15 protein-coding genes are annotated in these 14,252 nt (G+C 56.3%); 6 read left to right on the forward strand and 9 right to left on the reverse strand.

The genetic code is table 11. The features are described 5' to 3' along the window. Positions 1 to 49: 49 nt before the first annotated feature. Positions 50 to 361 (forward strand): hypothetical protein, encoded by a 312-nt coding sequence (locus ABLU50_RS03490; RefSeq protein WP_087832789.1) that lies wholly within the window; start codon positions 50 to 52, stop codon positions 359 to 361. A 247-nt stretch (positions 362 to 608) separates the two neighbouring features. After that, positions 609 to 1,049 (forward strand): VOC family protein, encoded by a 441-nt coding sequence (locus ABLU50_RS03495; RefSeq protein WP_048294513.1) that lies wholly within the window; start codon positions 609 to 611, stop codon positions 1,047 to 1,049. 147 nt (positions 1,050 to 1,196) lie between these two features. On the opposite strand, the gene ABLU50_RS03500 is transcribed toward ABLU50_RS03495, so the two are convergent. The 3 genes from ABLU50_RS03500 to yeaG form a co-directional block, all read right to left on the reverse strand. After that, entirely contained in the window at positions 1,197 to 1,679 is a 483-nt protein-coding gene (locus tag ABLU50_RS03500; RefSeq protein ID WP_004203776.1) for a glutathione peroxidase, read from the reverse strand. Between the two features lie 251 nt (positions 1,680 to 1,930). After that, the gene (locus tag ABLU50_RS03505; protein WP_012968476.1) at positions 1,931 to 3,214 is read right to left on the reverse strand and encodes a YeaH/YhbH family protein; all 1,284 of its coding nucleotides are present in this window, start codon (positions 3,212 to 3,214) and stop codon (positions 1,931 to 1,933) included. Positions 3,215 to 3,299: 85 nt separating this feature from the next. Then, on the reverse strand, positions 3,300 to 5,234 hold the full coding sequence (yeaG, locus tag ABLU50_RS03510) for a protein kinase YeaG (RefSeq protein WP_004203779.1): 1,935 nt from the start codon (positions 5,232 to 5,234) through the stop codon (positions 3,300 to 3,302). Between the two features lie 416 nt (positions 5,235 to 5,650). Between yeaG and ABLU50_RS03515 the strand changes: the two genes are divergently transcribed. Further along, positions 5,651 to 6,397, forward strand: a complete 747-nt coding sequence (locus tag ABLU50_RS03515) for a MipA/OmpV family protein (protein WP_004203780.1) — start codon at positions 5,651 to 5,653, stop codon at positions 6,395 to 6,397. Positions 6,398 to 6,488: 91 nt separating this feature from the next. Continuing rightward, a complete protein-coding gene (locus ABLU50_RS03520) occupies positions 6,489 to 7,343 on the forward strand; it encodes an aldo/keto reductase (RefSeq protein WP_023317989.1) in 855 nt (284 codons plus the stop codon). Between the two features lie 60 nt (positions 7,344 to 7,403). Here ABLU50_RS03520 and ABLU50_RS03525 read toward each other — a convergent pair whose 3' ends face one another. Together ABLU50_RS03525 and gapA are read right to left on the reverse strand one after the other, a co-directional pair. Beyond that, positions 7,404 to 8,288, reverse strand: a complete 885-nt coding sequence (locus ABLU50_RS03525) for a D-hexose-6-phosphate mutarotase (RefSeq protein WP_004203783.1) — start codon at positions 8,286 to 8,288, stop codon at positions 7,404 to 7,406. Between the two features lie 74 nt (positions 8,289 to 8,362). Next, positions 8,363 to 9,358, reverse strand: a complete 996-nt coding sequence (gene gapA, locus ABLU50_RS03530) for a glyceraldehyde-3-phosphate dehydrogenase (RefSeq protein WP_004203784.1) — start codon at positions 9,356 to 9,358, stop codon at positions 8,363 to 8,365. A 338-nt stretch (positions 9,359 to 9,696) separates the two neighbouring features. Here gapA and msrB point away from each other — a divergent pair, with 338 nt between their 5' ends. Beyond that, a complete protein-coding gene (gene msrB / locus ABLU50_RS03535; RefSeq protein ID WP_023317991.1) occupies positions 9,697 to 10,110 on the forward strand; it encodes a peptide-methionine (R)-S-oxide reductase MsrB in 414 nt (137 codons plus the stop codon). A gap of 43 nt (positions 10,111 to 10,153) precedes the next feature. Continuing rightward, positions 10,154 to 10,432: a YeaC family protein gene (locus ABLU50_RS03540; RefSeq protein WP_004203787.1), complete on the forward strand. Its 279-nt coding sequence runs from the start codon at positions 10,154 to 10,156 to the stop codon at positions 10,430 to 10,432. A 93-nt stretch (positions 10,433 to 10,525) separates the two neighbouring features. Here ABLU50_RS03540 and yajD read toward each other — a convergent pair whose 3' ends face one another. The 4 genes from yajD to ansA all read right to left on the reverse strand — a co-directional run bounded on the left by yajD (position 10,526) and on the right by ansA (position 14,128). Then, on the reverse strand, positions 10,526 to 10,870 hold the full coding sequence (yajD, locus tag ABLU50_RS03545) for an HNH nuclease YajD (protein WP_002901254.1): 345 nt from the start codon (positions 10,868 to 10,870) through the stop codon (positions 10,526 to 10,528). A 163-nt stretch (positions 10,871 to 11,033) separates the two neighbouring features. Then, on the reverse strand, positions 11,034 to 12,287 hold the full coding sequence (locus ABLU50_RS03550) for a glycoside hydrolase family 18 protein (protein WP_004203789.1): 1,254 nt from the start codon (positions 12,285 to 12,287) through the stop codon (positions 11,034 to 11,036). A gap of 170 nt (positions 12,288 to 12,457) precedes the next feature. Further along, positions 12,458 to 13,099 carry a bifunctional nicotinamidase/pyrazinamidase gene (pncA, locus tag ABLU50_RS03555; RefSeq protein ID WP_004203790.1) on the reverse strand — a complete coding sequence of 214 codons (642 nt, stop codon included), beginning with the start codon at positions 13,097 to 13,099 and terminating at the stop codon, positions 12,458 to 12,460. 9 nt (positions 13,100 to 13,108) lie between these two features. Then, the gene (ansA, locus tag ABLU50_RS03560; protein ID WP_004203791.1) at positions 13,109 to 14,128 is read right to left on the reverse strand and encodes an asparaginase; all 1,020 of its coding nucleotides are present in this window, start codon (positions 14,126 to 14,128) and stop codon (positions 13,109 to 13,111) included. Positions 14,129 to 14,252: the final 124 nt, after the last annotated feature.

Here is a 14,252-nt window from a genome sequence, read left to right on the forward strand (position 1 = left end):
ATGCCTGTCGATGTTAGGGTGAGATGTTTATCACCACAGGAGAACGCAAATGATTGTCAGGACCTGGCACGGCTGTGTGCCATTGCAGCATGCTGAGGGGGTTGCCCGCCACCTCGAGCGGACCGGCGTGGAACACGCTCAGAGCATCGCCGGCAACAGAGGCGCCCTGGTGCGCCGGGAAAACCAGGGCGAATGGGCGCATTTCTTTCTCGCCACCTACTGGCAGGATCTCGCGGCGGTTAAAGCCTTCGCAGGCGAAGACTATCACGTCGCGGTCACCTATCCGGACGATGAAGTATTCGAACTCCTCTCCGACCCCTACGTGTTTCAGCATGAAGTTGAGGCCGTGTCGCCGCTGTAGACTGATGACCGGGCAGGTGGAAGATCGGCCAGCAACAGACGGTTGCTGGCCGCGTGACATCGACTGACGTCACCGGTTAATTAACCCTGGACCGGTCAACTGCGCCAGCGTTTAACAGGTCGGGCTATGTCGAAACCGCCGATGCTCAGACGGCAAAACGGCGTCAGGCGCATCAGAGGAAATCGTTTATTGTTACGTTAAGAGGTATCCTGCCTGTTCTGCGAAACGGCAAAGAGGATGTCATAAGATGCTGGCTTATATCACGATAGGTACCAATGATTTTCAGCGCTCAGTAGATTTTTATGACGCTATTTTTAATGTTCTTGGCTACTCACGTCTGCCGGCCTGGACAGAAAGCTGGGCAATGTGGGGAGATAAAAATAATCCGGATAAGGCGTTCAGCTTTTGTATTTGCCCTCCTTTTGACGGACATTCCGCAACGGCGGGAAACGGGACAATGTTTGCATTCCAGGCTGATAACGCAGAGATTGTCAGACAGTTCCATGCCGCTGGCCTTCTTGCAGGAGGGCAAAATGAAGGCGCACCGGGCACACGCCCCGCCTATGGCCCCGACTTTTATGTGGCCTACCTGCGCGATCCTGACGGGAATAAGCTGGCATGCGTTTGTCAGCATTATTCTCCCGCAACTGATAAGTTCGTCAACCAGAAACAGGCGCTTCGCATATAGCATCTTACGGTTTTGCGCGTTTACAGCCCCTGACGTGAAATAGGGCGTTCCGGCGACAGCTGGCGCGGTCGGCTACAGGCCAGGAACCAACATCTATCTTGTATGGGCAGCCAGCCACCGTTGGGTGAACGTGAAATGACTGCACACTCAGCGCTTGAGGGCGGCAACAATGGAGGCCTCCATTTTCTCCGGTGTCGTGAACGGCGCAAAACGCGTGAGGGGTGTGCCGTCGCGACCGATGAGGAACTTGGTGAAATTCCACTTGATCCGTCCGCCGAGCACGCCGGGCAACGCTTGTTTCAAATAACGAAACAGCGGGTGTGCAGCGGGGCCGTTGACGTCCACTTTCGCAAACATCGGGAAGCTCACGCCGTAGTTAACGTGACAGGTCTGCTCGATTTCATCCGCACCGCCGGGTTCCTGCTTGCCAAACTGGTTGCACGGAAAACCAAGCACCACCAGCCCCTGAGCCGCGTACTTTTTGTAGAGCGCTTCCAGACCAGCATACTGTGACGTGAAGCCACAATGGCTGGCCGTATTCACCACCAGAACCACCTTGCCAGCATAGTCAGCCATGGAGAGAGGTTGGCCGCGCAGGCGGGTGGCGGTCAATTGATAAAAAGGGGTCATAGCAGGCTCCTGAGAATGGAAACAGTGCAACGCTGACGATCGCGTGAATGTTTGAAGCAGATTAGGCAGTTATAATACACAGGGTTAGGGATTTGTACCTGGAATGTACAACATGGGGGAAAGAAGCATTTTGCGATGAGGCATTTGCATCTGTTCTGCACAAAAAATGAGCGTATTGATTAATAGAGAATTAATAGCATTTAAAAAATAAATCAGCCAGCAGGTGACGCTAACTGGCTGATTTTATTTAACTACGCTTCACTTTTAGAGGACTGCTTGTGAAACAGTTCGCGGAATACCGGGTAGATATCCTCCTGGTCGCGAATATGCTGCATGGCGAAATTATCAAAGGTCGCCTGCAAGTGTTCATACTCGCGCCACAGGGTCTGGTGCGCCCGGCGGGTAATTTCGATATAGCTGTAATAACGCACCACCGGCAGAATTTTCTTCGCCAGCAGTTCGTGGCACAGTGGGGAGTCATCGGCCCAGTTGTCGCCATCCGACGCCTGGGCGGCGTAGATGTTCCACTGCGCCGGGTCATAACGCGCCTGCACCACCTCATCCATCAGCTTGAGGGCGCTGGAAACGATGGTGCCGCCGGTTTCCTGAGAATAGAAGAATTCGTGTTCATCCACCTCTTTCGCCTGGGTATGGTGGCGGATATAGACCACATCGACGTTTTTATAGGTCCGGCTGAGGAACAGATACAGCAGGATATAAAAGCGCTTGGCCATGTCTTTGGTGGCCTGGTCCATCGAGCCTGAGACGTCCATCAGGCAGAACATTACCGCCTGGCTGGAGGGCTCCGGCCGTTTTTCGTAATTTTTGTAGCGTAAGTCAAAGGTGTCGATAAACGGCACCCGTTCAATTTTAGCCCGCAGCTCGGCAATCTCTTTGCGCAGGCGCTCCTCCTCCAGCAGCTGCACCGGCTCGCTGCGGCTGATGGTCTCCAGATCCTCCTCCAGAGCGCGCAGTTCACGGCGCTTGCCGGCGGTCATCGCCGTCCGGCGGGCCAGCGAGTTCTGCAGCGAACGCACCACGCTGATGTTGGCCGGCACCCCGTTAGAGGTAAAACCCGCGCGATGGGTTTTAAACTCGTTTAGCTGCCGGTGCTGATTTTTCTTCAGGTTCGGCAGGGCGAGATCTTCAAACAGCAGATCCAGGTACTCATCTTTTGAAATCTGGAAGACAAACTCATCCTTCCCTTCGCCATCGGCGCTGGCTTGCCCCTGACCGCCGCCACCGCCGCCGCCGCCCCCTTGCGGGCGTTCGATCCGATCGTTTTGCACGAAATGGTCATTGCCCGGGTGGACGCGGTTGCGTAGTCCGCCGCGACCCTGATGAAACATCGGCTCGTTGATATCGTCCGTCGGGATCGAGACGGATTCTCCGCTCTCAATATCGGTCACCGAGCGCTTGTTGATGGCCTCGGAGATTGATTGTTTAATCTGCGCCTTATAACGGCGCAAAAAGCGCTGACGATTGACGGCGCTTTTGTTTTTCCCGTTCAGGCGTCGGTCTATGAACCAGGTCATATGCCCTCCTGTACTGCATTAGCCAACTTTACTTATCATCATTCAGCTGCAGTTGACCCGGCGGCGCACCGCCGGGCTGGACGCATCAGGACGATTTACGAACCCGCAGGTACCACTCGCACAGCAGGCGAACCTGTTTGCGGGTGTAGCCTTTCTCCATCATGCGGTCGACAAAGTCGTCGTGTTTTTTCTGCTCATCGGTTGAGGTTTTGGCGTTAAACGAAATGACCGGCAACAGCTCTTCGGTATTGGAGAACATTTTCTTCTCAATAACCGTGCGCAGTTTCTCATAGCTGGTCCAGTTCGGATTACGTCCGCTGTTGTTGGCTCTGGCGCGCAGCACAAAGTTGACGATTTCATTACGGAAGTCTTTCGGGTTGCTGATCCCGGCCGGCTTCTCAATTTTCTCCAGCTCGGCATTCAACGATTCACGGTCAAACAGCTGGCCGGTGTCCGGATCGCGGTATTCCTGATCCTGGATCCAGAAGTCAGCGTAGGTGACATATCGATCGAAAATGTTCTGCCCATACTCGGAGTAGGATTCCAGATAGGCGGTCTGGATCTCTTTGCCGATAAACTCGGCGTATTTCGGGATCAGATAGCCTTTGAGGAACTCCAGATAGCGCTCGGCCTGCTCCTGCGGGAACTGTTCGCGCTCAATCTGCTGCTCCAGGACATAGAACAGATGCACCGGGTTGGCCGCCACTTCAACATGGTCGAAGTTAAACACCCTTGAGAGGATCTTAAAGGCAAAGCGGGTGGAGAGCCCGTTCATCCCTTCATCCACCCCGGCATAGTCGCGATACTCCTGATAGGATTTCGCTTTCGGGTCGGTATCTTTCAGGCTCTCGCCGTCATAGACCCGCATTTTCGAGTAGATGCTCGAGTTTTCCGGCTCTTTCAGGCGCGACAGAATCGAGAAGCGCGCCAGCGTTTCCAGAGTGCCCGGGGCGCATGGCGCATGAGTCAACTCGCTGCTGTTGAGCAGTTTTTCATAGATACGGATCTCTTCGGAGATCCGCAGGCAATAAGGCACTTTGACGATATAGACGCGGTCGAGGAAGGCCTCATTGTTTTTGTTATTACGGAAGGTCACCCATTCCGATTCGTTAGAGTGGGCAAGGATGATCCCGTTAAACGGCAGGGCGGAGATCCCTTCGGTCCCGTTGTAGTTACCCTCCTGGGTCGCGGTCAGCAGCGGATGCAGCACCTTGATCGGCGCTTTAAACATCTCGACGAACTCCATGATCCCCTGGTTGGCGCGGCACAGAGCACCGGAGTAGCCGTAGGCGTCCGGGTCGTTCTGCGCATAGTGTTCCAGCTTGCGGATATCCACTTTACCCACCAGCGCCGAAATATCCTGGTTGTTTTCATCGCCCGGTTCGGTTTTGGCGATGGCGACCTGTTCGAGAATCGATGGCCAGACTTTGACCACGCGGAATTTCGTGATATCGCCGCCAAACTCATGCAGGCGTTTGGCCGCCCATGGCGACATAATAGTGCCGAGATAGCGGGTAGGGACGCCATACTCTTTCTGAAGGATCTGCGCATCCTCCTGCGGATTGAACAGGCACAGCGGGTGATCGTTAACCGGGCTGCGCTCGCCGTTGGCGCTCAGCACATAGATAGGCACGCGCTGCATCAGGGCTTTCAGCCGTTCAGCCAGCGATGATTTACCCCCGCCCACCGGTCCCAGCAGATAGAGGATCTGTTTCTTCTCTTCCAGCCCCTGGGCGGCATGCTTGAGGTAGGAAACGATCTGCTCAATGGCGTCTTCCATACCGTAAAACTCTTCAAACGCCGGATAGCGTGCGATAACCCGGTTTGAAAAGAGACGGGATAGCCGCGGCTCGAGAGCCGTATCAACCATGACGGGTTCACCAATGGCCATCAACAGACGTTCTGCCGCATTGGCATAGGCACTGCGATCTTGCCGGCAGATGGTAAGAAACTCCTGCAGTGTGAACTCTTCGTCCTTGGCAGCTTCATAGCGCTGGCGATAGTGATCGAATATATTCATGGCATGCCGTCCTTTCGTTTTTTAGCACAGGTTGAGAGCCGTTCATATGAATAGTGGGGGCCCCCGGAAGACATAAGCTGAACATCGCTCTCCTGGTATCCAGCAACCCTTATGCCAGGTTGCGGGTGGGGTAGCGTGAATGTGCCCTGCAATTACACCTTCTAAATTTAAGCGTAGATGCATTTAGAAATCTTGCATGACGCAGAAAATCAATTTCAATGACATATCAATAACTCATCCTGAAAAAGACGCTTTTTGCTTCGCCGGGACGTGAAGCTGTCATCGGGCTGTCACCAGATGGTAAGAGAAGGGTGGGAAAGTGAACGATTTGTGTCATATCGGGTAAAGAATTTGAGGCATGAGACCTACGACGGTAAACTGCACGGGCTGATTATTTGACAACGGGAATATGGATTGTGACTAAAATCAAACTTCTGGCACTCGGCGTGCTGATTGCGACCTCCGCCAGCGCGGCGCATGCCGATGGGAAGTTCACGCTTGGCGCTGGCGTCGGCATCGTTGAGCATCCGTACAAGCAGTATGATGCGGATGTGTATCCGGTGCCGGTCATTAGTTATGAGAGCGATAACTTCTGGTTCCACGGTCTGGGTGGGGGTTACTACCTGTGGAATGACACCAATGATAAGCTGTCGATAACGGCTTACTGGTCGCCGATGTACTTCAAGCCGGGCGACAGCGATAGCGAACAAATGCGTCGCCTGGATAAACGTAAATCGACCGTGATGGCCGGTCTTTCTTATGTCCACAACACGCCCTATGGTTTCCTGCGCACGACGATTGCCGGCGATACGCTGGATAACAGCAACGGCATCAACTGGGATCTCGCCTGGCTGTACCGCTACACCAACGGGAACCTGACGCTGACGCCGGGCATCGGCGTGGAGTGGAACAGCGACAATCAGAACGAATACTATTATGGCGTCTCGCAGCATGAGTCCCGTCGCAGCGGCATGCGCAGCTACGATCCGGACAGCAGCTGGAACCCGTATCTGGAGCTGTCGGCCAACTATCGCTTCCTCGGCGACTGGAGCGTATACGGTATTGCGCGCTACACCCGTCTGTCGGATGAAATTACCGATAGCCCGATGGTGGACAAATCCTGGAGCGGTCTGATCTCAACCGGGATCACTTACACCTTCTGATTGTGCATTATTACAGTGCGCTTTATGCATCAAAACAGGGCTTCGTGCCCTGTTTTGCTTTATGGTGGTGCAGGGCGCTAAGGAGGAGACGATGGTGAAAAAAACAGTATGCTTTGGCGAGCAGGCGGCAGTTCCGGCCATCGGGCTGGGGACCTGGTATATGGGCGAGAACGCGGCGCAGCGTCAGCAGGAGGTGGCTGCACTGCGCGCGGGCATCGACCATGGCCTGACGGTAATCGATACCGCTGAGATGTATGCCGACGGCGGGGCGGAGGAGGTGGTGGGCCAGGCGGTCCGCGGCCTGCGCGACCGGGTGGTGCTGGTCTCCAAAGTCTATCCCTGGCACGCCGGCGGCGCGGCGATGCGCCGCGCCTGTGAAAACAGTCTGCGCCGGCTGCAGACCGACTATCTGGATATGTATCTCCTGCACTGGCGGGGCGATATCCCGCTAGAGGAGACGGTCGAGGCGATGGAAAGGCTGGTGGCCGAGGGTAAAATCCGCCGCTGGGGCGTCTCCAATCTGGACACCGACGATATGCAGGCGCTGTGGCGCACGGCGGGTGGCGAACGCTGCGCCACCAATCAGGTGCTCTATCATCTCGCGTCGCGGGGCATTGAATACGATCTCCTGCCCTGGTGCCAGCAGCACACCCTGCCGGTGATGGCCTATTGTCCGCTGGCGCAGGCGGGGCGCTTACGCGATGGACTTTTTCAGCATACCGATATCATCAAAATGGCTAACGAGCGGGGCGTGACGGTGGCGCAGCTGCTGCTGGCCTGGGTGATTCGTCATCCGGGAATGCTGGCGATCCCGAAAGCGGCCAGTATTGAACATGTGGTGCAGAATGCCGCCGCGCTTGATCTCGTTCTCAGCCCGCAAGAGCTTGCGCAGCTGGACCGCCTCTATCCACCGCCGCCGCGGAAAACCCGGTTGGATATGGTTTAACCCACAGCGCATCCTGGTGGAGAAGAGAAAAAGCCCCGTGATAAACGGGGCTTTTTGCGCTTAGCGTTTTTTCACGCTGATGGTTTGCGCCAGGCGAGACGGGGTCTCTTCACTGGCTTTCTGCGGCTGGGTCACGCAGCAGGTTTCGACGCACACGAAGGTTTTGTAGCCATCGTCCGGCATGTCGCCCATGCTGACGGACAGTGCCGGGCCCGGGTTCCAGGCCACCACGTTGTGCTGATGATGATGCACCACGTCGATAGTGCGACTGAGCGCGTCGTCGTGGATCACGCTGCAGCCTTCGGCGTCGAGATAGACGCGGTCGGTACGATCCGGGAAGGTCTGCACGCCGTTGCTCAGAACACCTTCTTCGGCATTTTTCACTTTATCGATATAGCGCTCGCCAAGACCGCTCACTTTCACCGCCGCGATATCACCGACGTTGAAGTAGCTGTGCAGGGCAGAGGTGGTCTCAAATTCGCCGTGGGCTTCCAGCTCGATTTCGCAGGTCTTGCCCAGCTTGAAGCGGGCATAGAGGGTGAACTCATGCGGCCACAGCTTCATGGTTTCGGCGCTGTTCTGCAGCGCAAAGGTCAACATTACGCCGCCGTCGTCTTCATCATGGCCTTCCAGGGTCCACGGCAGGTTGCGGGCAAAGCCGTGCGACGGCAGGCCCTGCTGCGCCGATGGGCCAAACCAGGGCCAGCAAATCGGCACGCCGCCGCGCAGGGCGACGCCCTGTTTAAACGGGGTGTTGTTGCTCAGCCACAGGACTTCTTCTTCACCGGCGGGTTTCCAGGAGAGCAGATGCGCCCCCTGCAGCGCCACAGAGGCTTTCACCTGCGGATGGTCGATGACAATCAGCTCCAGGTCGTCCAGCTGGCGACGGGAGATAACGGGCGAAATGGTTTCATTCACCGGGAGAGCAAAAATTTTATTTATCATTGTGCAATCCTATCTCTGCAGACAAAAAAAAGAGCGACCGAAGTCGCTCTTACAGATTACTTTTTCATCTCAACTTATTTGGAGATGTGGGCAATCAGGTCCAGAACTTTGTTGGAGTAGCCAGTTTCGTTGTCGTACCAGGAAACCAGTTTAACGAAGTTGTCGTTCAGTGCGATACCCGCTTTAGCATCGAACACGGAAGTGCAAACTTCGCCGTTGAAGTCGGTAGAAACAACGTCGTCTTCGGTGTAACCCAGAACGCCTTTCATTGCGCCTTCAGAAGCGGCTTTGATAGCTTTCTTGATTTCTTCGTAGGACGCTGCTTTTTCCAGACGAACGGTCAGGTCAACAACGGATACGTTCGGAGTCGGAACGCGGAACGCCATACCGGTCAGTTTGCCGTTCAGTTCTGGCAGTACTTTACCTACTGCTTTAGCAGCGCCGGTAGAGGACGGGATGATGTTCTGAGCTGCGCCGCGGCCGCCGCGCCAGTCTTTGTGAGACGGGCCATCAACGGTTTTCTGGGTAGCGGTGGTAGCGTGGACGGTGGTCATCAGGCCTTCAACGATACCGAAGTTGTCGTTGATGACTTTAGCCAGCGGCGCCAGGCAGTTGGTGGTGCAGGATGCGTTGGAAACGATGTCCTGGCCAGCGTAAGTGTCGAAGTTAGCGCCGCGAACGAACATCGGGGTGTTGTCTTTGGACGGGCCAGTCAGAACGACTTTTTTCGCGCCAGCGGTGATGTGTTTACGAGCGGTTTCGTCGGTCAGGAAGATACCGGTTGCTTCAGCAACAACGTCAACACCAACTTCGTCCCACTTCAGGTTAGCCGGGTCACGTTCAGCGGTAACACGGATTTTTTTACCGTTAACGACCAGATGACCGTCTTTCACTTCAACGGTGCCGTCGAAACGACCGTGAGTGGAGTCATACTTCAGCATGTAAGCCATGTACTCTGCGTCTAACAGGTCGTTGATTGCAACGATCTCGATGTCAGAACGTTTCTGAGCAGCACGGAAAACAATGCGACCGATACGGCCAAAACCGTTGATACCTACTTTGATAGTCATATATTCCACCAGCTATTTGTTAGTGAATAAAAGGTTGCCTGTAAAATTACAAAAACCTTACGCAGCGTCAAGCGGAATCGTGTCAATCATTGCGACAAATCAATCCTGAGCAGACCTTTGCGCGATTGATTTGCCTCACTCTCCCTTTGAGCCCAATTCCATATGGGGGCTGCGCGCGGAATTTTAAAGGGCATTTAAGATAAAAACGTGATTTAAGTCACAATTATCTGGCTGCCTGTGGGCACCGGATAAGTTTAGAACAAAAGTGTACGCTTCATTGTTAATGTTTTGTTAGAATTGGGGCGAAAGTTGTCCATTGCAAAGCGAGATGTAAGCCCATGGCAAATAAACCCTCCCCGGAAGAGCTGAAAAACGGCTTGAGCGAAATGCAGTTTTACGTGACCCAACATCATGGCACCGAACCGCCTTTCACCGGACGGCTGCTGCACAACAAGAAAAATGGCGTGTATCACTGCCTGGTGTGCGATGCGCCGCTGTTCAACTCACAGAGCAAGTACGACTCCGGCTGCGGCTGGCCGAGCTTCTACGAGCCGGTAAGCGAAGAGGCCATTCGCTATCTGGACGACAGCTCCCACGGCATGCAGCGCATAGAGATCCGCTGCGGAAATTGTGATGCCCACCTCGGTCACGTGTTTCCGGATGGCCCGCAGCCGACCGGCGAGCGCTATTGTGTGAATTCGGCGTCGCTCAGCTTCACCGATGAGCAGAACGGCGAGCAGATCAAGGGTTGAAGAAACGATTCAGCAAATTATTCCAGGTGGAGGTGAGCGAAAGATGGATATTGAGCAAATTATCGACAGCATGACCCCGGAAGTGTATCAGCGTCTGGCGACGGCGGTGGAGCTGGGAAAATGGCCGGATGGCGTGGCGCTGACGCCGGAGCAGAAGGAAAATAGCCTGCAGCTGGTGATGCTGTGGCAGGCCCGGTATAACACCGACGCCCAGCATATGACCATCGATACTCGCGGGCAGATGGTGATGAAGAGCAAACAGCAGCTGAAGGAAGATTTCGGTATCGTGCCGAAGCCGATCGCCACCGTGAAGCTGCAATAAACCGCCGGCCGGCGGGGAGTCGTTCCGGCGTCAGGTGATCCGGCGCCGGAAGGGTCAGCGTCTACGACCGCGCCCGGCGGTCAGCCGCTTCGCTTACTTTTTGTTCATCATCGCTTTCAGGTCGGCAAACGGATTGTAGGTGGCCTCGCCGACGCTCTTTTGCGCATCTTCGCCGGCCACCACCGTGGAGCCATACTGATCGGCTTCGGTGTACTTGGAGTGTTCGTGATCGTGACAGTAGAGGCACAACATCTCCCAGTTGCTGCCATCTTCCGGGTTATTGGAGTGGTCGTGATCGATATGGTGCACCGTCAGCTCGCGCAGATTGGAGTAGACAAACTCCCGCGAGCAGCGTCCGCATACCCAGGGAAAGAGCTTGAGCGCCTTTTCGCGATAACCCACTTCCAGACGTGCGTAATTTTTGGGGATATAGGCCATGGCCCCCTGCCTCCTGTCAAACGGTTAAGCTGCGCCAGCCCCTGGCGCAGCGGATAACAGGCATCATAACCTATCCCGGGCGGCGCGATATACCTGCATTGCAGGCGATGCTGCCTGCGTCACGCCGCCCGGCGGCGACGATGCGGCGGAGGAACAGCCGCGATTAGTGTTTGATCCCCAGGGATTCCGCCAGCTGGCGGGCCAACTGGTTCTGGTCATCGGCGCCATACTCCCAGAACATCGCCCCGGCGAGGCCCTTCGCCTTGATGTAGTCCGCCTTAATGGCTACCGAGCGCGGGTTCTCATAGGAGAGGGCGAACAGCGGCTTGCCCTCCGCGGACTGCACCGACAGCCACGGGACTTTCGCCTCATCGTCCCAGTGCTCGGTAAAGCGTTTCTGCGGATCGTTGAGCAATTTGCCCACGATATCATTGTATTTCACGTAGGTGTCTTTGCTCAGGTCATAGCCCAGCGAGGCAAACAGCGCGATCTGCTGTGGACCAAAATAGGGCTGGGTGACCGGGTTCTTTTGCGCATCCGCTTTACTCCAGTCAATCCCCGGCTCGACCGCCCGTTTTGGTACCCGGCCATAAAAACCAATCCCGAGGTTCATCTGGCTGGGTTTAAGCCCGGCGGCCAGGTAATTGTTGACCACAAAATCGGCGCTGTATTTATCCGCCGCGGCAACCGTCGGCCAGTGGCTGGAGTCATACAGGTTCGAGTTGAAGTACTGCGTGCCGTAGGCCATGTCGTAGGTCATCAGGTTGATGTAGTTCAGCACCGGGGCCACCGCTTTGACATCCACCCAGCTTTTCGGGCTCTCGGCGTTGGCGCCCACGGCAATAGTAACCAGTTTCTTCGTACCAAACGCTGCGCGCAGCTCTTTTAACAGCGCGGTGAAGTTATCGCGATCGGCCGGTTGACTGGCAACCAGCCCCCACGCGCCGTTGACCGGAAACTCCCAGTCGAGGTCAATCCCATCCAGACCATATTTTTCAACAATTTCCTGCGCAGACTGAATAAACACCTTACGGGTTTCTTTGCTTGCCGCCGCGCCGGAGAAACCGCGCGCCCCCCAGCCGCCGACCGAAAGCAGGACCTTGAGGTCCGGGTTCTGTTTACGCAGGGCAGGGAGCTTTTGCAGATCCGCCTGTACCTTTGGCGACAGCCAGATCTCGTGCAGATGGTCAGGATCCTTCAGGGCCGCATTGGTCTCGTCTTTTTCATCGTTATAGATAAGGCCAAACGAGTAGTTGAGATGGGTGATCTGCCGGACGTCCAGCTTGTCGATATCCCCGCCCGGCCCGGCAGTGACGTCGCCGCCGCCGTTAAAATAGCCGACGGACATCAGCGGTTGGGCAGAGAGCGCGGAAGCGCAAAGCAGGGGCAAGGCTGCCAGCAAGGGCAAACGTTTCATAGTGGTTCCTCTTTGACATAAAAAAATAACCGCGCCACGGAAATGGCGTGGCGAAAAAACAGCCTTGCCAGACTACCAGCAATAACTTGTTGAAACTGCGAGAGAGTTCAATTTATGGACGATAACGAAGCGGCAGAAGAAGACCCGGCGCGGAAGCGCCGGGTGAAGGATCAGGCGTGGGTTTCCCGCCAGTCATCAAGGGTATAGAGCGTGGCGCCCGCGGCGGCCATCTCCATAAACGCCTGGCTGCTGTCCTGCGGCTGAAGGTTCACCCCGCGGCAGCCGTCGGTGATGACGTTGACCGCGTAGCCGAGCGCCAGAGCATCCAGCACGGTGAACTTGACGCAGTAATCGGTGGCGAGGCCGAGAACGGTCAGCTCCACGATCCCCTGACCACGCAGCCAGCCGTCCAGTTCGGTTTTCTGCCGGTGACCGTTGTCAAAAAAAGCGCTGTAGCTGTCGATGACCCGGTTTTGCCCTTTGTGGAACACGGCGGCGATCGCCTGCTGCTTGAGCAGGGGATGCAGCGCCGCGCCTTCGCTGTGCTGAACGCAGTGATCCGGCCAGAAAGTTTGCGCCAGGCCGTCCAGGTCGCCCACGGTGTAGGGCTCCACCTGGTGCTGGCTGGCGAAGCTGCCGTGATCCGCCGGATGCCAGTCCTGACTGGCGACGATGGGCTCGCCGCGCGCCAGGCTCCAGTCGATAAGCGCGTTGGCCACCTCGACGGTGCTGTCGCCTTCGGGAACCGCCAGCGCGCCGCCGGCGCAGAAGTCGTTCTGCAAATCAACCAGTAACAGCGCTCGATGTGCCATACGTCCTCCTTAAGCTTCGTCAGGGGTCAGTTCGCCACGCAGATTCTGCTGCATCGCCGCGCGAATGGCGTCAACGTCCAGCTGCTGGCTCAGCAGATAGTGTAGCTTGGTCAGCGTCGCTTCCACCGTCATATCGAAACCACTGATGACACCCGCCTGGGCGAGGGCATTGCCGGTGGCATAGCCGCCCATGTTCACTTTGCCGGACATACACTGCGTCAGATTGACCACCACAATGCCGCGCTGGCTGGCTTCCGCCAGCACCTGAATAAACTCGCCATTCTGCGGGGCATTGCCGACGCCGTAGGAGCGGAGGATCAGCGCTTTCACCGGCTGGCGCAGGAAATTACGCACCACGTCGGCGGAGATGCCGGGGTAAATCGTCACCACGCCAATCGGCTGCGGGGTGATGGGGTGCACAATCAGCTCCCCACGGCCCTGCGGCGCCGGCGGGGTACCGAGACGGCGAATATGGATCCCGGCCTCCAGCAGCGGCGCGAGGTTGGGCGAGGCGAAGGCGTCAAAGCCGTCGGCATGGGCTTTAGTGGTACGGTTGCCGCGGAACAGTCGATTGTTGAAGAACAGCGCCACTTCGTTAATCGGATAGTTGGCGGCGACGTACAGGGCATTGAGCAGGTTGATCTGGCCGTCGGAACGCAGCTCGGCCAGCGGAATTTGTGACCCTGTCACAATCACCGGTTTGCCGAGATTTTCCAGCATGAACGACAGCGCTGAGGCGGTAAACGCCATGGTGTCGGTACCGTGGAGGATCACAAAGCCATCATACTCCGCGTAATGGCTGCGGATATCGTCGGCGATGTGCTGCCAGTCCTCGGGGGTCATATCGGATGAATCCATCAGCGGATGGTATTCATGGATCGTGAAGTCCGGCATCTCCGGACGATGGAACTCCGGCATCAGCGCCAGCTGACGCTGCAGATGGCCGGAAACGGGTACATAGCCGTGTTCGGAGCGCTGCATACCGATGGTCCCACCGGTGTAGGCAACGTAAATCGATTTTTTTTGCATAGCATCGCTTAGGTTGGTCGTAGACAGGCGCAGTATAAAGAGACGGAGGAAAAAATACAGTGTTGGCCGCTCGCTTTGTGGCGGCGCTGGCAGGTGCGGAAAAAAGGCTGCCCCGCGAGACGGG

The sequence above is a fragment of the Klebsiella sp. GG_Kp173 genome, assembly GCF_040062415.1.
Taxonomy (GTDB): Bacteria; Pseudomonadota; Gammaproteobacteria; order Enterobacterales; family Enterobacteriaceae; genus Klebsiella; species Klebsiella quasipneumoniae.